General features: G+C 42.6%; 14 protein-coding genes. 8 read left to right on the plus strand and 6 right to left on the minus strand.

Features of this window, described 5'->3' with window-relative positions; all coding sequences use genetic code 11:
* Positions 1-361: 361 nt before the first annotated feature.
* Positions 362-1,174: a glycoside hydrolase family 16 protein gene (locus QTN47_RS26090; RefSeq protein WP_369332398.1), complete on the minus strand. Its 813-nt coding sequence runs from the start codon at positions 1,172-1,174 to the stop codon at positions 362-364.
* A 128-nt stretch (positions 1,175-1,302) separates the two neighbouring features.
* On the opposite strand from QTN47_RS26090, the gene QTN47_RS26095 reads away from it, so the two are divergent.
* From QTN47_RS26095 to ric, 6 genes are all read left to right on the plus strand, one after another.
* Positions 1,303-2,583: a M16 family metallopeptidase gene (locus QTN47_RS26095; protein ID WP_369332399.1), complete on the plus strand. Its 1,281-nt coding sequence runs from the start codon at positions 1,303-1,305 to the stop codon at positions 2,581-2,583.
* Between the two features lie 29 nt (positions 2,584-2,612).
* Positions 2,613-2,969, plus strand: a complete 357-nt coding sequence (locus tag QTN47_RS26100) for a phage holin family protein (protein ID WP_369332400.1) — start codon at positions 2,613-2,615, stop codon at positions 2,967-2,969.
* A 147-nt stretch (positions 2,970-3,116) separates the two neighbouring features.
* Positions 3,117-5,786, plus strand: coding sequence for an MGH1-like glycoside hydrolase domain-containing protein (locus QTN47_RS26105; protein WP_369332401.1), 2,670 nt, complete (start codon positions 3,117-3,119; stop codon positions 5,784-5,786).
* 70 nt (positions 5,787-5,856) lie between these two features.
* Positions 5,857-7,017 (plus strand): sensor histidine kinase, encoded by a 1,161-nt coding sequence (locus QTN47_RS26110; protein ID WP_369332402.1) that lies wholly within the window; start codon positions 5,857-5,859, stop codon positions 7,015-7,017.
* 764 nt (positions 7,018-7,781) lie between these two features.
* Positions 7,782-8,219 (plus strand): RrF2 family transcriptional regulator, encoded by a 438-nt coding sequence (locus QTN47_RS26115; RefSeq protein ID WP_369332403.1) that lies wholly within the window; start codon positions 7,782-7,784, stop codon positions 8,217-8,219.
* Positions 8,220-8,299: 80 nt separating this feature from the next.
* Positions 8,300-9,262: an iron-sulfur cluster repair di-iron protein gene (ric, locus tag QTN47_RS26120; protein WP_369332404.1), complete on the plus strand. Its 963-nt coding sequence runs from the start codon at positions 8,300-8,302 to the stop codon at positions 9,260-9,262.
* Between the two features lie 327 nt (positions 9,263-9,589).
* Here the strand turns inward: ric and QTN47_RS26125 are convergent, their stop codons facing one another.
* From QTN47_RS26125 to QTN47_RS26140, 4 genes are all read right to left on the minus strand, one after another.
* A complete protein-coding gene (locus tag QTN47_RS26125) occupies positions 9,590-10,462 on the minus strand; it encodes a carboxylesterase family protein (protein WP_369332405.1) in 873 nt (290 codons plus the stop codon).
* A 243-nt stretch (positions 10,463-10,705) separates the two neighbouring features.
* Positions 10,706-11,572 carry a carboxylesterase family protein gene (locus tag QTN47_RS26130; protein ID WP_369332406.1) on the minus strand — a complete coding sequence of 289 codons (867 nt, stop codon included), beginning with the start codon at positions 11,570-11,572 and terminating at the stop codon, positions 10,706-10,708.
* A 174-nt stretch (positions 11,573-11,746) separates the two neighbouring features.
* Positions 11,747-12,781, minus strand: coding sequence for a 2-oxoacid:ferredoxin oxidoreductase subunit beta (locus tag QTN47_RS26135; RefSeq protein WP_369332407.1), 1,035 nt, complete (start codon positions 12,779-12,781; stop codon positions 11,747-11,749).
* A 43-nt stretch (positions 12,782-12,824) separates the two neighbouring features.
* Entirely contained in the window at positions 12,825-13,178 is a 354-nt protein-coding gene (locus tag QTN47_RS26140) for a carboxymuconolactone decarboxylase family protein (protein WP_369332408.1), read from the minus strand.
* A gap of 706 nt (positions 13,179-13,884) precedes the next feature.
* Between QTN47_RS26140 and gnd the strand changes: the two genes are divergently transcribed.
* Both gnd and zwf read left to right on the plus strand, forming a co-directional pair.
* Positions 13,885-15,297 carry an NADP-dependent phosphogluconate dehydrogenase gene (gene gnd, locus QTN47_RS26145; RefSeq protein ID WP_369332409.1) on the plus strand — a complete coding sequence of 471 codons (1,413 nt, stop codon included), beginning with the start codon at positions 13,885-13,887 and terminating at the stop codon, positions 15,295-15,297.
* Between the two features lie 88 nt (positions 15,298-15,385).
* Complete coding sequence (gene zwf / locus QTN47_RS26150) at positions 15,386-16,912, plus strand: glucose-6-phosphate dehydrogenase (RefSeq protein WP_369332410.1); 1,527 nt, start codon at positions 15,386-15,388, stop codon at positions 16,910-16,912.
* A gap of 609 nt (positions 16,913-17,521) precedes the next feature.
* On the opposite strand, the gene QTN47_RS26155 is transcribed toward zwf, so the two are convergent.
* Positions 17,522-20,305, minus strand: a complete 2,784-nt coding sequence (locus QTN47_RS26155; protein ID WP_369332411.1) for a glycoside hydrolase family 2 protein — start codon at positions 20,303-20,305, stop codon at positions 17,522-17,524.
* Between the last annotated feature and the right edge of the window lie 261 nt (positions 20,306-20,566).

Genomic DNA, 20,566 nt, shown 5'->3' on the forward strand with positions numbered 1-20,566 from the left:
ATGCGCGAAGTAAGGATGCATGGGTTGGAGAAGAAATGATAAAAAGTGTGTTGGGGCTTGATTTTTATCAGGTAATTGATTTTATGGAAAAAAATGACTGAGAGGATCGCTGCAAGCGATAGAGTAATGCTACAAAGCCCGGAGGCTTAGCAGAGCGTAAGAGCATAAATTGCCGCGCCGCTGCTTCTTTGCGCTCGCCGCGAGAAATAAATGTGTTTCTTTTTTATCGGATAGAGCAAAAAAATCGCTGCAAGCGATAGAGTAATGCTACAAAGCCCGGAGGCTTAGCAGAGCGTAAGAGCGTAAATCGCTGCGTCGCTGCTTCTTCGCGCTCGCCGCGAGAAATATGCGTGAAACAAACCTATTCAATCATTTTATAAACCCGCACGTAATCCACTTCCATTTTTCCGGGAAATGCACTTTCGTCAATTCCTTTTTGTCCGCCCCAGTTACCTCCTACTGCCACATTCAGCAACAAATGAAATCGTTTATCAAAGGGCCATTCTGCAAATCCCTTACCCGTATTTTTAAATTGAAAGCATTGCCTATCATCAATAAATCCTTTTATATCATAAGGCGTCCAGTCAATGCGGTAAATGTGAAAATCGCTGGTTGCAGTAGGCACATTTGTAACACTCGTTTTTTGCGTGTGTATTACGTGGTTAAATGATTTTGTGTGAACGCTGATGTGAATACTGTCGGGATCATATCCAACCTGTTCCATTATGTCTATTTCGCCGGATTCGGGCCATCCGCCATATTTCCAGTCGGTGGATAACATCCAGATAGCAGGCCACAATCCCTTGCCGGTTGGGAGTTTGGCTTTTATCTCAAATCTTCCGTATAAAAAATCAGCTTTATTTTTGGTGACCATGCGCGCCGATGTGAACTCTTTGTCGCCTTTTTTTTCTTTTCTTGCCTCAATGGTGAGCATTCCGTTGGCCACGGAAGCATTGCCTTTATCCGTATAATATTCCAGCTCGTTATTTCCCCAACCACTGCCTCCAACATCATAGCCCCATTTTGAAGGGTCGGGCTTTCCGGTGTAGTTAAACTCATCGGCCCATACAGGCTTGCTTTCAAATTTCCATTGTTTGTCGGCAATTGTATCTTTTTGCTGGGAAAATCCGTTAAGCCCGACAACCAGGAAAGATAGAATGATGAATGCTCTCATGTTAGGTCAAGTTTGGCTTTGAAGATAAAATAATTTCGCGGTAGCACAACTTACATCACCCCATATTAACCACGTAATTTGAAAAAGAGACTGCCATAATCACGTACTTTTGTTTTTTAATTTTTGATATGATAAACAGAAAAGAAGAGCCAGCCATAAAAGACGCCGTGGATTTTAACTTACAACTTAAGCCCTATACATACTTTCAATTAGATAACGGAGTGCCTGTTTATACTATTGATGCCGGTGCGCAGGATGTTGTGATGGTTGAACTGGTATTTTTTGCAGGAAACTGGTATGAGGATAAAAATATAGTAGCCGCAACAACAAATTACCTGTTGAAGAATGGAACCACTAAAAAGAATGCTTTTGCGATAAATGAGCATTTTGAGTTTTACGGAGCCTACCTGAACAGAAACTGTTACAATGAAACCGCAACTATATCACTTCATGCGCTAAGTAAACATTTACCTGAGCTATTGCCGGTTGTAACTGAACTTTTAACGGATGCCACATTGCCGGAAGATGAACTGGCTATTTATAAACAAAACCAGAAGCAACGCCTGGAGGTAAATCTTAAAAAGGGAGAGTTTGTAGCAAACAGGCTCATTGATGAATACCTGTATGGCTACGATCATCCTTATGGAAAATATACGCTGACTGGCGATTATGATGCTTTACAACGCGAGGATCTGGAGAAGTTTTACAAGCAATATTATTCAGAAGGAAAATGTTTGCTGTTTGTTGCAGGAAAACTTCCTTCGGATATACAGGAACAACTGAATAAATCGTTTGGTCACCTGGCACTGAATAAGGCTGATATTCCGCAGATTACCCATTTACGCCAGCCAGCTGTGCAAAAAAAATATGAGGTGATCAATGATGCAAACGGTGTGCAGGGCGCCATCCGTATTGCAAGGCCGTTTCCCAACAGGCATCATCCGGATTTTACCAAGGTACAGGTGTTGAACAATATTTTCGGAGGTTTTTTTGGCAGCCGGTTAATGAGTAATATCCGTGAGGAAAAGGGTTATACCTACGGTATATACAGTTATCTGCAGAACCATGTTGAAAGCAGTGCCTGGATGGTTAGTACTGAAGCCGGCCGTGATGTGAGCCGCGCTACAATTGAAGAAGTGTACAAGGAAATGGAAATACTCAGGAAAGAACTCGTTGATGATGAAGAGATGCACCTGGTAAAGAATTACATGATGGGATCAATACTTGGAGACCTGGATGGTCCGTTCCAGGTAATATCCCGGTGGAAAAATTATGTATTAAATAACCTTACAGAAGAGTATTTTTATAATAGTATCAACACAATAAGAGCAATAACTGCGGAAGAAATCAGGGATCTCGCTAACAAATACCTGGTTGCTGATGAGTTTTATGAGCTGGTTGTTGTATAAAAACTGTATTGAACAGTAAAATATAAAACGTGGGAAAATTTATTGGCAAAATACTGGTTACGGCCCTGGCCGCTTTAATCGCAGCGCATTTTATTCCAGGGGTATCTATAAAAAACGGAACAAGCGCAGTTTTGCTTGCTTTGGTTTTGGCGGTATTAAATGCAATAGTGCGGCCGATATTAATTATATTGACCATTCCCATAACTGTAGTCACATTTGGTTTATTCCTGTTGGTTATTAATACGATCATCATCAAATGGTCGGCCCTGATTGTCAAAGGCTTCAACGTAGTAAATTGGTGGAGTGCATTCTGGTTCGGAATACTTTTATCAATTGTCACCTTTCTTATTGAATCCCTGATCAATCGCCACGCCGAAAGAGATTAACTCTATAAACTTTTAAAAAGCTTACCTCATTAACGAAGCTTGCGTGTGTAGTTTGTTGCAAACTAAAGCCGTGCCATGCAATGGCGAGAGAAGATGTATTTGCGACAGATTTTTTGTAACAGCAGTCGCACTAATATTTGAATGCGTATGACAGCAGAGCAGCAACGATTAAAAGTAAACGCGCTAAAAAAAGTACCACTTGAACAATGGGGACCTTATTTGTCCGACAGGCAGTGGGGAACCGTTCGTGAAGATTTCAGCAGTAATGGAGACGCATGGAACTATTTTCCTTTCAGTCATTCTCATGCAAGGGCATACCGGTGGGGTGAAGATGGTTTGGGAGGGATCTCCGATTTTTTTCAGAATCTCTGTTTTTCCGTGGCTTTGTGGAATGGGAAGGACAAAATACTTAAAGAGCGCCTTTATGGCCTGGGTAACTTTGAAGGAAATCATGGCGAAGATGTAAAAGAACTGTACTACTACCTCGATAATGTTCCTACCCACTATTACATGGAGTTTCTGTATAAATATCCGCAACAGGAATTTCCGTATGAAGACCTGGTTGAAAAGAACAGGAACCGCTCGCGGCTGGAGCCAGAATACGAAATCCTGGATACAGGCGTATTTAACGACAACAAATACTTCGACGTTAAGATAACTTATGCCAAGCATAGCAAGCGGGACATTGCGATAAGAATAGACATTACCAACCGGGGAAAAACAGCGGCGCCAATAACGGTGTTGCCAACGCTTTGGTTCTACAACCGTTGGTCCTATGGTGGGTTAACGGAGCGACCCTGCATAAAAAAGATAAATAACAATGCTGTAAAGGCAACACATGAAAGGTTAGGTAATTATTACCTGTATTTTCAAAAGGCAGATATGGCGCTTTTTACCGAGAATGAAACCAATCATGAAAAGTTGTTCGGCAGGCCCAATCAATCGCCATTTGTAAAAGATGCTTTTAATGAGGCTATTATCAACAATGTGAATGTAGATCAGCTGCGCGAAAACACTGAAGGCACAAAATTTTCTCCGGTGTACAAATACAGAATTGCCGGCGGAGCAACAAAGAGCATTTGCCTGCGATTATCTGATGTTTTGATGGATCAGCCTTTTCCACATGGGTTTGAACACATCTTCGCTACAAGAAAACAGGAGGCTAACGACTTTTACGCGGAAATATTGCCAAAGAATGTTTCAGAGGATTGGAAGCAGATCCAGCGTCAGGCGCTGGCCGGGCTTCTGTGGAGCAAGCAATATTATCACTTCGATATTGAAAGGTGGTTGTCGACGACAGACGATATAAGTCCGCTGAGTCCCGAGCGAAAGACCGGGCGCAACCACGACTGGCAGCATTTAAAGAACCAGGACATTGTTCTTATGCCTGATAAATGGGAGTATCCATGGTATGCAGCGTGGGACCTTGGTTTTCACTGCGTTTCCATGGCATTGGTAGATCCGGTATTTGCCAAGCATCAGCTTATTCTTATCATGCGCGAATGGTACATGAAGCCTGACGGACAAATCCCGGCGTATGAATGGAACTTTGGCGACGTTAATCCTCCGGTACACGCCATGGCTGCATTGCAGGTTTATCATATCGAGAAAAAGCAGAAAGGAACGGGCGATATCAATTTTCTCAAACGCATCTTCCAAAAACTGATCATCAATTTTACCTGGTGGATCCATAGAAAAGATGCGAACGGCAATAACATTTTTGAAGGAGGATTTTTAGGACTGGATAATATTGGTGTATTTAACAGAAGCATGCCACTGCACGGCCAGATGGAACTGGAGCAGGCCGATGGAACCAGTTGGATGGGCATGTACGCGCTTAACCTCATGGATATGGCCATAGAGATTGCCATGCACGATCCATCTTTTGAAGATGCCGCCACTAAATTTTTCGAACATTTTGTATTGATAGCTGAGGGGTTGAATGAGCTGGGCATGTGGAACAACGAAGACAAGTTTTATTATGATACGCTTGCAATCAAAGAGCATGATCCAATTCAATTAAAAATTCACTCCATTGTGGGTCTTACTTCTTTATTTGCGGTTTCCACTATTGATAAAAAAGTATTCGATAAGCTGGGAGATTTCAGAAAACGATTTGACTGGTTTGAAGACTATCGTAAAAAGAACAACAAATTCTGGCCAAATGAGGAAAAAGCCGATGAAGAAACTATTTTGCTTTCGCTGATTCCAAAAGAACGCCTGATTGCGTTGTTACAGCGCATTCTGTCTGAAACAGAATTTTTATCGGAAGGTGGCATCAGGGCTTTATCAAAATACCACGAAAAGAACCCTTATACGGTAAATATCGACGGAACGGATTATACCATACAATATGATCCCGGAGATTCAACTTCCAACTTTTTTGGCGGCAACAGTAACTGGCGCGGTCCTGTGTGGATTCCCATCAATTACCTCATTATACAATCCATTAAAAAATACGGTGATTTTTATGGCGATAACCTGTGCGTAGAATATCCAACCGGATCGGGAAATTACCTGAACCTCGAGCAAGTATCTGAGGAACTGATGAAAAGAGTGATCAGTATTTTTGAACTGAATCAGTCTGGCCGCAAAGCCCACGGTGATTATAACTGGTTTTACCAGCAACCGGGAAATGAGCATCTTATTCTTTTTTATGAGTATTTTCATGGTGATACTTTGCATGGCCTCGGTGCAGCGCATCAAACAGGCTGGACCGCTCTTGCGGCGAACCTGATTTGCGACATGTCTGAGAATCTGCCACCCGTGGAACAAGCGCAGGAGGTTTATGAAGAGGAGAATGAAGAAGATGTATAAGAGATCTGATACACTTCTGCCATTTAGATTGTGGCTGGCTATGCTATACTAACGGACAGATAGAAAACGTATGATCAAACAATGGCTTAACTGGCGGACGTTGCTTGCTTTTATTGCGATTATTATTGTATCGGGTACGATATGGTATTCCCAATACCTGGCAAATAAAATTGCCATTGACGAAACGAGAAGAGTAGAATCCTGGGTTGAAGCGCAACGCACGATCATGCAGGCTCCGGATGAAGCAAACTTAAACCTGGCGATAAAGATCTCCAGCGAAAATGAAGATATTCCCATTATTGAAACAAACGAGAAGGATAGCATCACCAACAACTATCTTAACCTCGATACGATCAAAGTAAAAGAAGATGCCGGCTACCTGCTGCACAAGCTGAAGGAGTTTAAAAGGCTTCATGCGCCAATTGTAATGGTGCTTACCAAAAGCCCTTACACTGCCAACAAGTATTATTATGGCAAAAGCAAGTTGCAATCGCAGGTGCGCTATTATCCTATTGTGCAACTGATCATAGTAACACTGTTTATTATTGTAACCATTATTGCACAGCAAACCACCTACCGCAGCAGGCAAAATCAGCTCTGGGTTGGCATGGCGAAAGAAACTGCCCATCAGCTTGGTACGCCGGTAACCAGCCTTAAAGGGTGGATTGAAGTGCTGAAAGAAATTCCGGGGACTGAATCCATAAACCCCGAGCTGGTGAAAGATGTGAACCGGCTGGAACTGATCACGGACAGGTTTGGGAAGATTGGCAGCCAACCACAATTGGAAGAAAGAAACATCATCAGCCAGTTGCAGTACATGGTTGACTATATGAAGAAGCGTGCGAGTAACAGAGTCGAGTTCAGGCTTGATACCGAAGGCAAGCCGGAGATCGCGGCTATGATCTCGCCACCACTTTTTGATTGGGTGATAGAAAACCTTTTAAAGAATGCATTGGATGCAATGGAAGGCCAGGGTAAAATTGAAGTGCATGTTGCAGAAGCGCCGGCTAAAATAACAATAGACGTTACAGACAGTGGCAAAGGCATCAGCAAAGCCAATATCGCCAACGTATTTAAGCCCGGCTTTACAACAAAGAAAAGAGGATGGGGCCTTGGATTAACCCTCACGAAAAGAATTATGAAACAATACCATAAGGGCGACATTTTTATCAAGTGGAGTGAGGTGGGAAAGGGAACGACGTTTAGGATTGAGTTGGTGAGACAAAATTGACAATTGACAATTGAAAATTGAAAATGGACCATGCGAATGTGCGGCGATTTGAAAATGGACAATTGAAAAATCATCGTTGTCAGAATAAAGATTGAAAAAATTGAGATCTAAAACCCTGTCAGACGATAGTTGTAAAATGAATTTAAGCCGGGTCTAGGAAGAGAAGTATTTGATGTTTCATACTCCTTAGAATGAAAGGAAAAGAACCAGAGCCATGCGCGCTCGTACGATCAGGTAAGGTGATAACAACGATATAATGAAATAGGTTAGCGCAGATCGACTCAATCCCGAAGGGATGAAATTATTATAGAAATGCGTAAAATCTTTATTCAAACCCTGAAAGGGTGGCATTATATAATGTCAACCCCTGCCCGTTCGGTCAGGCGGGCTTCGGGTTTTAAATACAGGCGTGTATATCCTTCTATAATAATTTCATCCCTTCGGGATTGCACGAATTGAGCTTGACGTTTTTAATAAAATTAGACTGGGTTAACGTGGCCGTTGTTCATTAAAGAAGTATTTCACACCTTTAGTGGGGCAATAATAGTTGAAAATGAACGGTGTGAACGTGAAGCCGGGCAAGATAATTAATAACGAGTGATTCAAACAATGAATAGCATCGATCCTATCTTATTCACCCGGCTGCGGATGGTTTTCATTTGCACATTCGCATATTTGCTCATCTGCACATTGTCCCATTTGCACATTAAATAAAAGATGTTTTTGTCCTTTATTGCATTATCTTTGCCATAAAATCGAGCAAAATGCTTTTTTCAAAAACCTGTGAATACGGAATCAGAGCTGCAGTGTATATTGCTTCTCAACATGACAAAGACTATAAAATAGGCATTACCGAGATCTGCGAAAAGATCGAGGCACCCAGGCATTTTACAGCTAAAATTCTCCAGATACTGACCCGTGAAGGGCTCGTTAGTTCACAGAAAGGCGTTAACGGTGGTTTTTTTATGGATGAAGAGCAAATGAACCGGCCGCTTATAGCGCTCGTTGAAGCGGTGGAAGGTACCGAGGCATTATCACGTTGCGGGCTGGGATTAAGAGCTTGTTCAGAAAAGGAGCCTTGCCCCCTGCATAACAAATACAAAGCAATCCGCACCAATATTGCCAGCATGCTTACTGGCATTACCATTGGTGATATGGCCAAAAAATTACAAAAAGGCAGTAGTTTTTTAAAGATAGCGTAAGCTATTTTTTTGATCAAATTAAGGATGTTTTTGTCCTTAATTAAAATACAAAATCAATCACTTACAATAAAGACACGATTATGAGTACGAATTTAATTGTTGACGTTACTACAATAGAACCGGTGCACCGGCATGCTGCTATTTTTAATCTGTTTGATAATCTCGGAGACGGCGAAGCGCTGACTATCCGGAATGATCACGATCCCAAGCCGCTGTATTATGAACTTAGAAGCGCCCGCGGTGCTTCGTTTTCATGGACTTATCTGCAGGAAGGCCCGTTAACCTGGGAAGTGGAAATAAAAAAAGAAGCGCTGAATAATGCCGCTGAAACCATTGGTGAAATGGCCCGTAAGAACTTCAGAAAAGCCGAGGTATTCAAAAAACTGGGAATAGACTATTGTTGTGGTGGCAAGAAAACTGTTGAGGAAGCTTGTGCAAAACACGGATTGGATGTTGAATCTGTAAAACGCGAGCTTGAAAAAGCCGAACAGCCTGGCTCCGCTTCAGCAGTGCAGCACGATTTTGACTCATGGCCGCTTTCGTTCCTGGCCGATTACATCGTTAATGTGCATCATAAATATGTACGCGAAAGCACCCAACTGTTGGATGAGCTAAGTGAAAAAGTGGCAAGAAAACACAGTGATAAGTTTGCTGAACTTCCGGAGATCCGCAGGTGTGTTGTTGAATTGCTCAATGAGCTGACGACACATATGGTAAAAGAGGAACGCATTCTTTTCCCTTACATCAAGCATACGGAACAAGGTAATGATAGTGCTGGTCCATTCAAACAGACATTTGACTCAATCGAAAAACCAATTTGGGTAATGGAGCAGGACCATGAAGTTGCCGGCGATCTGTTAAGACAATTGCGTGAACTGACCAACGGTTATTCAGTGCCGCCAAATGCCTGCAACAGCTTTAATTTTCTCTACAAAAAACTGGAGGAATTTGAAGGAGATCTGCACCAGCACATTCACCTGGAGAACAATATTCTGTTTCCGAAAGTAATTCAGCTGGAAGAGAGTAAGACAGTAAGAGAGTAAGATAGTAAGACGTGTAAGACGTGTAAGACGTGTAAGACGTGTAAGATGTGTAAGACGTGTAAGACGTGTAAGACGTGTAAGACGTGTAAGACGTGTAAGACGTGTAAGACCAAAAAAAGACATGTAAGATAGTAAGAAAGTAAGATGGTAAGAGTTTGTGAACCTGCTGCACCCGCAACAGCAATCTTACGATCTTACTGTCTTACGTGTCTTACGGTCTTCCTGCAACAGCAATCTTACGATCTTACTGTCTTACGTGTCTTACGGTCTTCCTGCAACGGCTCTTCTTACGATCTTACTGTCTTACGTGTCTTACGGTCTTTATTTTTATCTCTTGTATTGTAACATCCACTGGTAGATGTTCAGGTTATTTTCTTTGTAGCTCGGATTAGATGCTTTTGTCCACGCATCATGCGTATATGCATTCCAGATTGTCAACCTCGGTTTAATCAGCGGGTATCCGCCATTGATCATTGCAACGTTGTTAACTGAGTAGGAAGAAGGCACCGTTGGGTCATATTTATTATGAAAAGCCCAAACCGGTAAATTCTTTGATGCCAGGAACTTTGCCCCTGTGTTGTACAATTTATTCGCACCTGCAATAGGAACAATCGCTGCTGAACGCGTTGGATATTTTTCTGCGAACAACCATGTTCCGCCGCCACCCATGCTAAGGCCCGCTACATAGATACGCGATGTATCTACCCTGTATTTGTTCCTTGCATAAGTGATCATGCTGTTTACATCATCAGGTGTCGGCCATCTTGTAAATTGCGGCATAACTACAATGAATGAAAAGTTTTGACCGTTAACATAAAAGTTTGGCGGAAACTTTCCTGCTTTTAATAATGCTGCAGTTCCATTTTTTAGCACTCTGGGTAACGCGGCAAGACTACCATCTCCTATCTCGCCTTTGCCATGCAGGTAAACCAACAACGGATATTTTTTAGTTGTTGAATCGTACCGTGCAGGTAATGCCCGGTAATAACCATGGATGTCTGCGCTTACGACAGCAACAACTGCCTTAAGATTTGCTGGTCTTGTTTCAATTATGTCATTTGCGGTTCTTTCTGAAGTTGAATGATCGCTTGAAGTGTTCTCCTCTGCTGTTTGTGTGGGAGATACGGATTCTTTCTGACATGATGTGATCACCGTCGCACCAACCAGGCATGCGACTACAATTGCCTTTAACTTGCTCATAAAAAATTTGGATGTTGGATCCTTTGAAAAGAATGATGAATTTGTTGGACACGGGTAGGTTTTCAAACATGGTGCCAAAACGGTGTAGAATAAATCCAGGTCAATTATTCCTCGGAATATTGTTGGATTTATTGATGAAAGTCAATAGCAGTAAGGGTTACGAACAATGATGTTCAAGGATTGGTGAGAAGATTTTTTAAAGTTGTTTGGTCGATGTTGAAAATCTTTTAAACCGAATTAATGTTAGTTTCTTGTATATTGAAGCATCCATTCGTAAATGTTCATGTTGTTTTGTTTATATCCGGGGTTGCAAGCCTTGTTCCATGCATCGTGCGCCTCCGACTCGAAAAGAGTAAGTATTGGCTTAATTGAAGGATTAAGCGCTTCTACTTTAGCAACATTATTTTTGGTATAGTTCACGGAAACCATTGTGTCCTGGGTATTATGAAAAGCCCATATCGGCATCTTAGCTGATACAAGTGCTTCTGCGTTCTTATCATTTATTGCAGATGCGCTGGAGATTGGAACAATTGCAGCTATTTTTGCTGCCTCGGTGGCGCCGGTTAGCCATGTAATGCCACCGCCCATACTAAAACCAACTATATAGATGCGGCTTTGATCCACCCGGTAATTTTTTACGGCATAATCCAGCATTGCATTCACATCTCCCGCGTCGGCCCATTTGTCAAATTGCGGAAGCAATACGATAAATGAATAGTTCTTACCCTGCACATTGAAGTTGGGAGGAAAGGTCTTGTTCTTCACCATTTTTCCAATACCTTCTCTACCTACTTTGTATATGTCAGTAGTGCCATTTCCAATGTCTCCCTGGCCGTGAAGAAATATGATCAGCGGATAGTTTTTCGTTGTAGAATCATATAAAGCAGGTAAAGCTTCGCCAAAGCCATGAATGCTGGCGCTGATAGATGCTACTCTCGGAGTTACAATAGCCGGCTTTGATTCTACAATATTGTTATTTGGATTATTACCGGTATTGCCATTACTTGCCTCTTCTGCCCTCTGAGATGTGGGTGACACAGATTGCTTGCTGCAGCCGGATAACACTGCGAACATCAACAAAAAATAGATAATAGAGCTAAACCTGGTCATATACTGAGAACTTCTTGGGCTAACAAATACTTCTGATTCGACCAATAATGCCAAAGATGGTGCCAGAGCTATAAAAAAATAACCGTTTCATCGATTTTAATATTAGTAAAAAATGAAAAAGTCCTTGCTAGCAAGGACTTTTCACGATATTATTTTTATTTATTAAATATTTTTCTAAGCTATCTCCCAAACTTCAGAACCTCTTAGCAGCTTATCAAGATTGCCTGAACCTTTTTTGGCAACAGCTTCTTCAATCTGCATGTTCAGGGCATCCTCGTAACAAGCTCTGTCAGCTTCATAGAACACGCCAAACGGGCGGGGGAAATGACCTTCAATGCGAGGATCATCAAACATTCTTATTAAGATCTGTGCTTTATAAAAATCCCTTTCATCGTGAATCCACAAATCATCTGTGCTTGCATTTTCTCCTAGCTCAACAACAACAGGTTTTAAGCCATCCAGTTTAATTCCTTTGTTTTGGTTAGCTCCAAAAATCAAAGGCTTGCCTTGTTCTAAGAACAGTGTTTCATTCAGTTTGCTGCCTTTCTCTGTAAATATTTCAAATGCGCCATCATTAAAGATGTTGCAGTTCTGGTAGATTTCCAGGAAAGAAGCGCCCTTGTGCTGATGAGAACGTGTAAGCATCTGTTGCAGATGTTTAGGATCACGGTCCATACTTCTGGCTATGAAAGATGCATCTGCTCCCATGGCAAGCGCCAGTGGATTGAACGGATGGTCAATGCTGCCGAGCGGTGTACTTTTCGTGATCTTGTTTTCCTCAGAAGTTGGTGAGTACTGGCCCTTGGTAAGACCGTAGATCTGGTTATTGAACAGCAACACATTTACGTCAAAGTTGCGGCGCAGCAAATGGATGGTATGGTTACCACCAATGCTCAGGCTGTCACCATCACCCGTAACGATCCAAACACTCAGTTCGGGCCTGGTAGCTTTCAATCCGCTGGCAATGGCTGTTGCGCGGCCATGGATCGAGTGCATTCCATACGTATTCATGTAATAGGGAAAACGGCTGCTGCAACCGATACCGCTGATAATCACTATATTTTCTTTAGGAACGCCAATTGTAGGCATTACCTTCTGAACCTGTGCAAGAATGGAATAGTCCCCACAGCCCGGGCACCAGCGAACTTCCTGGTCGGTCGAAAAATCCTTGGCTGTTAATGTGGGTAACACCGAATTAACTTCACTCATCTCAAAAAAAATTTCTATGCAAAATTAATCAATTAACGGACACCTATTTTAACTCAGAGCTCATAAGCTCTTCCCAATATTCTGCAGCACGTCTTGTATGTGGAATTACAATTGTTCCGCCAACAATATTGGCTACGGCAAAAATTTCGTACATCTGCTGGGTTGTAACACCCAATTCGCGGCATTTTCCCAAATGGTATTTAATGCAATCATCACAGCGTAAAACCATGCTGGCAACCAGTCCAAGCATTTCTTTGGTTCTTTTATCCAAAGCGCCATCTTCATAAGTGTTTGTATCCAGATTCCATAAACGCTTGAGTACCAGGTTATCTTTGCTCAAGATCACCTCATTCATCTTCTCCCTGTAGTCATTAAATTTCTTTACCAGCTCAGACATAAAAAAAATTTTCCAAAGTTACGACCGAAGCGCTTAGCGGGCTGTCGAATTGGGTAATAAAAAACAGGAGAAATCGGGATAAACATTCCAAACGCCACGAAACATTAGATTTCGCCTGATAATTAGATTTTGCTTGAAAGCTTGTGGGGCCAATTCATTGCCGTCTGCTTCAGCTGACGGACAGTGATTGATTTTTTAAACCGGGCTTTAGCCCTAAAGGGTAGGTTATGTGGCTAAAGCCATGTTCGATATGTTCCACTCTCCGTCAGCTGAAGCAGACGGCAATGAAAAGAGATAGGTGAATCAATCTCGAAATGGCTTTACAGCAACAAATTCACCAGCTTCCAAAGGAAATAGAATCGGTTATATAATTGTAAAATATTATCGTTCAAAGACACACACAACAATCATCGCATTCGTCGAATGCTATATTTAAACAACTACAAATCAAACGATAATGCTTAGCCATATTTAAACAGATAACTTTAAAAGACATTTAAATGCTCTTTCGGGTACGCGTGCTCCCACAATCTATACAACAAAAAAACAAGGCCACTTTGTATTTTGCATTAGCTAAAAATTGGTTCTTTTCTCAATGGCATCAGGCAATACACACGTCTGTTAGCTAACAGGTTATTCAAACAAGAGCGCCAATTATTTACGTACATGCCTTAACTTGCATTTCTTTTAATTTAGTAATATCCACATGAACACATCATTTGACTTCGGCATGGTTGGTCTTGGCGTTATGGGCCGCAACCTCTTGCTAAACATAGCTGATCATGGCTTTAGCGTTATCGGTTTTGATAAAGATGCAGAAAAGGGAGCTTCCCTGGAATCTTCGGCAACAGCGGGTACAACTGTAAAGGGCGTAACAACGTTGGAAGAAATGGTCAAGCAGTTGGCGGTGCCGCGAAAGATTATGATGCTGGTGCCTGCCGGGAAGCCGGTTGATGATGTAATTGACAGTTTATTACCTCTTCTGGATCAGGGAGATCTTATAATAGATGGCGGTAACTCACACTATACCGATACACTGAGAAGAATTAAATATGTAAGTGATAAAGGTTTTCATTTTATGGGCACTGGTATTTCCGGCGGTGAGTTTGGTGCACGTACCGGGCCAAGCATTATGCCCGGCGGTGATATAAAAGCCTGGGAAATCATAAAACCAATATTTGAATCCATTGCGGCGCATGTAGACGGCGAACCTTGCGTTGCTTACATGGGTAAAGGCGCTGCCGGACATTTCGTGAAAATGGTGCACAATGGTATCGAGTATGCCGTGATGCAGCTGATCTGCGAGATCTACGACCTACTTCACCGCGGTTCAGACATTCCCAATGATCGCCTGCATGAAATTTTCAAAAGCTGGAACGAAGGGGAACTGAAATCTTACCTGGTAGAAATTACTGCTGATATTCTTAAAAAGAAAGATCCTATTACCGGCAACTTCCTGGTGGATATGATCAATGATAAAGCTGGTTCTAAAGGAACAGGGATCTGGACCTCACAGGATGCGCTGAATCTGCCCGTTGCCATTCCTACAATTGACGCGGCCGTTGCAATGCGTACTTTATCCGGATTTAAAGATGAAAGAATTCTTGCAGCCCGCTTGTACAAATCTGATTTTGGAAAGATCACGGATGCAGAATCATTCATCAAACAGGCTGAAGAAGCGTTGTTCGCTGCGATCCTGATCAGCTATGCACAAGGCCTGGCAATGTTGAAAAAAGCTTCTGAAGAACTGGATATGGCGATAGAATTAAAAGCAGCCGTAAAAGTATGGAGAGGTGGATGTATCATCCGTTCGGTGCTATTGGAAGACTTCTATGAATCATTCAGCAGCAATCCTCAGTTAACAAATATCCTGCTCGATACAGAAATTGTAAAACTATTGGATAGCAAACAACACAGCCTGCGTGCAGTAGTTGCGAAAGTGGTTGAAAGTAAAATTGGCGGCGCTGCCCTGATGAGCACACTGGCTTATTTTGACGCATTCACGACAGAAAAAATGCCAACCAACCTGGTACAGGCACAACGCGACTACTTTGGCGCACATACTTACCAGAGAATTGATAAAGAAGGAATATTCCATACAGAAGATTGGGCGAGCTAATTTATTGGATTGCTAACCTGCATTTATATTAACTATTGAATGTTTTGCATGAACGATGTTCAGCAACAGCATTTATTAACCAATGAACATGTCAACACAGAATAACAATAACACCCGTCCGCCGGCCACCTTGTTGTTTATTTTTGGGGGAAGCGGCGATTTGAATCAAAGAAAATTATCTCCTGCGCTATATAACCTTTTTTTGGATGGCTGGATGCCTGAAAAGTTTGCGATTGTAGGCTTGGGAAGAACAGCTTACTCTGATGAAAAATTCCGCAAGCATTTGTATGATGGCATCCAGGAATTCAGCAGAAGAAAAGGCGAGCAGAACGGACATTGGAAAGAATTCTCCCAACACGTGGGCTATTTGCAGATGGATGGTGAAGACGAAGCGGCTTACAGCAAAATAGCAGACAAGGTTAAGGAAGTTGAAGAACAGTTTGGCGAACATCCTAATGTTATTTTTTACCTGGCGGTTGCTCCGCAACTGGTTCCGGATATTGCTGTGAAACTGGGTAAGCTGAATCTTTGTAAAGACACGATCTACACGCGCATAGTAGTTGAAAAACCATTCGGGCATGATTTGAAAAGTGCGCACGAACTGAATGCTTTGCTTACTTCCATGTTTGCTGAGGATCAGATCTATAGAATTGACCACTATCTTGGTAAAGAAACCGTTCAGAACATTCTTGCATTGCGTTTTGCAAATGCATTGTTTGAGCCGATCTGGAACCGCAACTATATCGACCACATTCAGATCACTAACGCTGAAACAGTTGGTGTGGAAGGTCGTGGTGGCTACTATGAGCAAAGCGGTGCATTGCGTGACATGGTGCAGAACCATATCCTGCAACTGATCTGCATGATAGCGATGGACGCTCCTGTGAACTTTGAAGCTAACGAGATCCGTAATAAGAAAGTGGATGTGTTGAATGCGTTGAGAAAGATTACCCGCGATGAAGTACATGCTTATGCAGTTCGCGGTCAATACAGTGAAGGCTGGATGAAAGGTGATAAGGTAAAAGGTTACAGGCAGGAAGAGAAAGTAGCTCCACAATCACCAACCGAAACTTTTGCGGCTATCAAATTCTATATTGATAACTGGCGCTGGCAGGATGTTCCTATCTACGTGCGCACTGGTAAACACCTGCACGATAAAACAACCATCATTACCGTTCAATTTAAGCAGGCTCCGCATTACGCCTTCCCACCGGAAGCTGCCGAAACATGGAGACCAAACCGTTTAACGATCAGCATTCAGCCTAAGACGGATATCCGTTTAAGGTTCCAGGCTAAACGTCCGGGTCAGACAATGACGTTGAGTCCTGTGGATATGATCTTTAACTATGAAGATGCTTACGACGGTCATGAGCCTGAAGCATACGAAACATTGTTGCTCGATGTAATGGAAGGCAACCCGACACAATTCATGCGCGCCGACCAGGTAGAATCTGCATGGAAAGTAGTAATGCCAATCATCGAAGCATGGGAACAAAGACCACCGGTTGATTTCCCTAACTATTCACCCGGAAGCTGGGGCCCTGAAGATGCAGAAGCATTGATAGCAAGGGATGGAAGAAATTGGGTGACGTTGCCTGCACCGCATAAGGAGTAAAGGGATGTAAGACGTACGGTTTTAGATGTACGATGTGGGTAGTAAGTACGAGTTACGAAGTACGAAGTACTTAGGTGAAACAGGCCGATTGAATGTACGATGTCAGATGCCTGCCCGTACCGACGGCACGTTCGGGCGGGTACGGTGTACGATGTGAAGGAATGTGAGATGTACGGTCTTAGATGTACGATGTGAGACAATGTACGATGTCTGATGTACGGTGTACGATGTGGGGGCAAAATGGAACGTACTGTTAACGACAAGATTGTAATACAAAAGAAGGCACGCGGTTTTTAAACTGCGTGCCTTCTTTGTGCGAATGATTTTGAACCATGTAGGGCATATAAGGATATATAAGGTTTGCCCGTATTTGATAGAGACGCGACGCATCGCGTATCTACGGTAATTCGCGTGTTGACTGAGGCTGAAGGCCTCATATCACTAGCCCAGGGCAACGCCCTGGGAAAAATCGAAAATGCCGATCAAGCCCTGAAGGGGCGATAGCAAAAAATCAAATCAATGGCTCGTTCTACGGAGTGTAGGGCCTGCCGCAAATTGCATGTTGTAACGGAGCAAATGCATATTGTGGAGACGCGATGCATCGCGTCTCTACGGTAACGGCACCTGTTGTTTTTCAATATTCCACCCGCTAACCTGCATCACAGAACCCTGCGTTATTTTATCACCCGCAACCGTCACAGACACATTCGCAGACTCTCCCGGTGCCAAGGAAATATAATTTGATGACCAAAAACATGGCGCCAGTTCATCAGCACCATTATTCAAAGACAAATTGATAAAGAATGCAACCTCTTTACCTGAATTCGTTAACTGGTAAGTAAATGTTTTTTCATTCTTCGAAGGAGCTATGCTTATCAACTTCACACCGACACTAGTCTTATCCATGTTCTGCATGGATTGATAATTGTTGCCCGGTGCAAGCCAATATGTATTGGACGAAACAATCTTCCCCTTAGAGTTTTTCAATCTTAATAAAACAAAACTCACACCGTTGGCGGAGGCCAACGTCTTGTTTAATTCCACGGCTGATTTTACTTCCAATGCAGCGAGATTTATATTGCCAACACCTTTGTTGAAAATGGATTTACCACTCAAATCATACACATTCACATCAGCTGTTAATCCGCTTTGCAAATTATGGGTGCGATTTACAACTGCAATAGTCGAATCATCATGATTAAACTGGATATGCAACGGCTCACAGGCGTTCTGCATAAAGTAATATCCGGCATTGGGTTGCAGGTACCAGTCATAGATCTGCCATGCAACACTCGGGAAAGCTGCGTTTAATTTCCATAACATTACGCCACCTGTTTCATTCAGTTTGTGATTGGCTGCTTCAAAAATTCCCTGGTAGCCTATTGCATTCAGCAATTGCATTTTTGTAGAAAAATCCTCCAGGCTGGTGGCCTTACCATAGCGCGTTTCCATTTCTTTGTAATACTTATCATAAAACATCGGGCTGGTACATGCATCATGATAACCCCATGTATGATTGAGCGGATAAGGCAATGATGTATCCCAGGTCAGGTTCGGAATTATCTTGTGCAAAGTAGAAATTGGCGGCTGGGAAGGCAGTCCGGTTTCATCTTTAAAAACCCAATCCTTACCATTGTTGACGAATTTGTAGTAATCCATCGGATCGCGCCAGGCGTAGGGTCCGCCACTGTAAACACCAGAGGCTTTATCATCCGGCCAGGAGTGTTTCATATCTGCCGGGAACTTTGCAAAGCCGGAAGAGTTGGGAATAAAAGGTCGAGTGCCATCTAACGTGGCAATACCATCACGCATGGCGTTGTAAATTTCTTTTCTTGCATGACCTTCATTACCGCCGGTCCATACCAATAAGCTGGCGTGGTTGCGAATGCGGTAAATGGTATTGATCATATTCCTGTTAAATACATCACCCTGCAACGGCCAGTCAGGCGAGCCCTTGAACTCTCCTTGTGTATCACCAGTGATCCAGAAATCCGACCAGACCATCAATCCCAAACGATCAGCAATTTCAAAAAATACATCAGGTGGTGTAACACCTCCGCCCCAAATTCTCACGAGGTTTACATTGGCATTTTGACAAAGCCGCAGTTCATTATCCAATCGCAGGCTATCGCGATTCAACATCATATCAGGAACCCACGCACCTCCCACCAAATGCACCTTCTTTCCATTCACATAAAAATCGCGACGCAGCCAACCGTTTACATCAGTTGTCTTACTATCCACCGTTCTTATGCCGAACACAAATGAGGTGTCGTCAGAAACTGTAGTGCCGTTGCTGTAGCTCAATTGAATTCTGTAGAGATCAGTCTTTCCATAATCATGCGGCCACCATAGATGCGGCTGCCTGATGATCATCTCTTTTACACTGTTATGATCGAGTGTTACATCAGAAGATGAACCGGCATTGACAGCAATATTTTTAGTGATGGTGATGGGTGTTCCTGCAAATGTTTCAGGTGTTATCTTAACCGTAAGTTTGCCATTATCGTTTGCTTTGCCGCTATTCTTTAATGATAAAGAAAGAGAAAGATTGGCGACGCTTGTATCAGGAAGATTGGGCAGATCAGTTTTGATCTGAACCGTATTGATCGTTGTATTGCCAGAAGTTTTTAAATATACCGGTTGCCAGATACCCATGTTTCTATCGCGCACTGGGGGAAGCCAATCCCAGCCAACGCTACAAAGCATGGTGACGTTCTTGCCAATATCTCCCGTAGGACCTCCATTCAAATAAAAGCTTTCCAGTGCTTTCAGCTGTTCTTTATCAGGCTCACCCGGAACATCCAGCGGATAAATTTTAACGGCGAGTGCGTTGTTTGCTCCGGCTTTTACAACAGAACTTACATCCAGGCTGTAGGTGGCAAACATGCCGACCATTTGCGATGAATCTGCAATTTGTTGTCCGTTCAGCCAAACATCCGCGCGGTAGTTAATTCCTTTAAACAGGAGTTGAAAGTGGCGGCCTTTGTCAGCCTCAGGGACTGTAAAGGTTGTTTTGTACCAATACGGTTTTGCCCAGGGATTTTGCTGATTGGGCAGATGGCTGTATTGAAATAAATTATAACGATGATTGAAACTATCCGATGCATCGGGAATGAGCATGTTGTTCATGCCCTGGTATGGATCAGGATAGACATTGTTTCTGACTAACCCGGTGAGTACTGTTGATGGTACTTTCACCGGGAACCAATATTCTTTTGGTTGAAAGCCGGTAGTTGATAATTCTTTGCCAGATGCGGAGGTAACAGATGATGATTGTAACTGAAATGCTGTAAGCTTTACCTGCTTTACTTTGCCGCTTTGCGCAAAAAGAGAATGTAATGAGAGTAAAAAAAGAGTAGCTAAAATGGGGTATTGGAATGTCTTTCTCATTTGTAAGAAATTAATGTTTAAGGAGATGGGCAAAGTTAAAGTTTTTTGAACCACGGGGGCAGGGCGACACAAAGACACACGACGTATTATAACCACTGAAGCACAGAAAATAAACAAAGAAAAAAGAAAGAAGTTAACCACAGAGAACATAGAGTTTTTTCACGGAGTTTCACAGAGGAGTGCAAAACCTCAGTGCTTCTGTGTTTCAGTGGCAAAAAAAAACTCAGCGTTAAAGGAGTTATTTTACTCAGTACAAAACCT

Origin of the sequence: Danxiaibacter flavus, from assembly GCF_041060425.1 — a bacterium.
Taxonomy (GTDB): domain Bacteria; phylum Bacteroidota; class Bacteroidia; order Chitinophagales; family Chitinophagaceae; genus Danxiaibacter; species Danxiaibacter flavus.

What these genes read in the sequence shown, in the direction of transcription:
- QTN47_RS26090 (WP_369332398.1), bottom strand. Translation starts at nt 1,174, where the DNA reads ATGAGAGCATTCATCATTCTATCTTTCCTGGTTGTCGGGCTTAACGGA.
- QTN47_RS26095 (WP_369332399.1), top strand. Translation starts at nt 1,303, where the DNA reads ATGATAAACAGAAAAGAAGAGCCAGCCATAAAAGACGCCGTGGATTTT.
- QTN47_RS26105 (WP_369332401.1), top strand. Translation starts at nt 3,117, where the DNA reads ATGACAGCAGAGCAGCAACGATTAAAAGTAAACGCGCTAAAAAAAGTA.
- QTN47_RS26110 (WP_369332402.1), top strand. Translation starts at nt 5,857, where the DNA reads ATGATCAAACAATGGCTTAACTGGCGGACGTTGCTTGCTTTTATTGCG.
- QTN47_RS26115 (WP_369332403.1), top strand. Translation starts at nt 7,782, where the DNA reads ATGCTTTTTTCAAAAACCTGTGAATACGGAATCAGAGCTGCAGTGTAT.
- ric (WP_369332404.1), top strand. Translation starts at nt 8,300, where the DNA reads ATGAGTACGAATTTAATTGTTGACGTTACTACAATAGAACCGGTGCAC.
- QTN47_RS26125 (WP_369332405.1), bottom strand. Translation starts at nt 10,462, where the DNA reads ATGAGCAAGTTAAAGGCAATTGTAGTCGCATGCCTGGTTGGTGCGACG.
- QTN47_RS26130 (WP_369332406.1), bottom strand. Translation starts at nt 11,572, where the DNA reads ATGACCAGGTTTAGCTCTATTATCTATTTTTTGTTGATGTTCGCAGTG.
- QTN47_RS26135 (WP_369332407.1), bottom strand. Translation starts at nt 12,781, where the DNA reads ATGAGTGAAGTTAATTCGGTGTTACCCACATTAACAGCCAAGGATTTT.
- QTN47_RS26140 (WP_369332408.1), bottom strand. Translation starts at nt 13,178, where the DNA reads ATGTCTGAGCTGGTAAAGAAATTTAATGACTACAGGGAGAAGATGAAT.
- gnd (WP_369332409.1), top strand. Translation starts at nt 13,885, where the DNA reads ATGAACACATCATTTGACTTCGGCATGGTTGGTCTTGGCGTTATGGGC.
- zwf (WP_369332410.1), top strand. Translation starts at nt 15,386, where the DNA reads ATGTCAACACAGAATAACAATAACACCCGTCCGCCGGCCACCTTGTTG.
- QTN47_RS26155 (WP_369332411.1), bottom strand. Translation starts at nt 20,305, where the DNA reads ATGAGAAAGACATTCCAATACCCCATTTTAGCTACTCTTTTTTTACTC.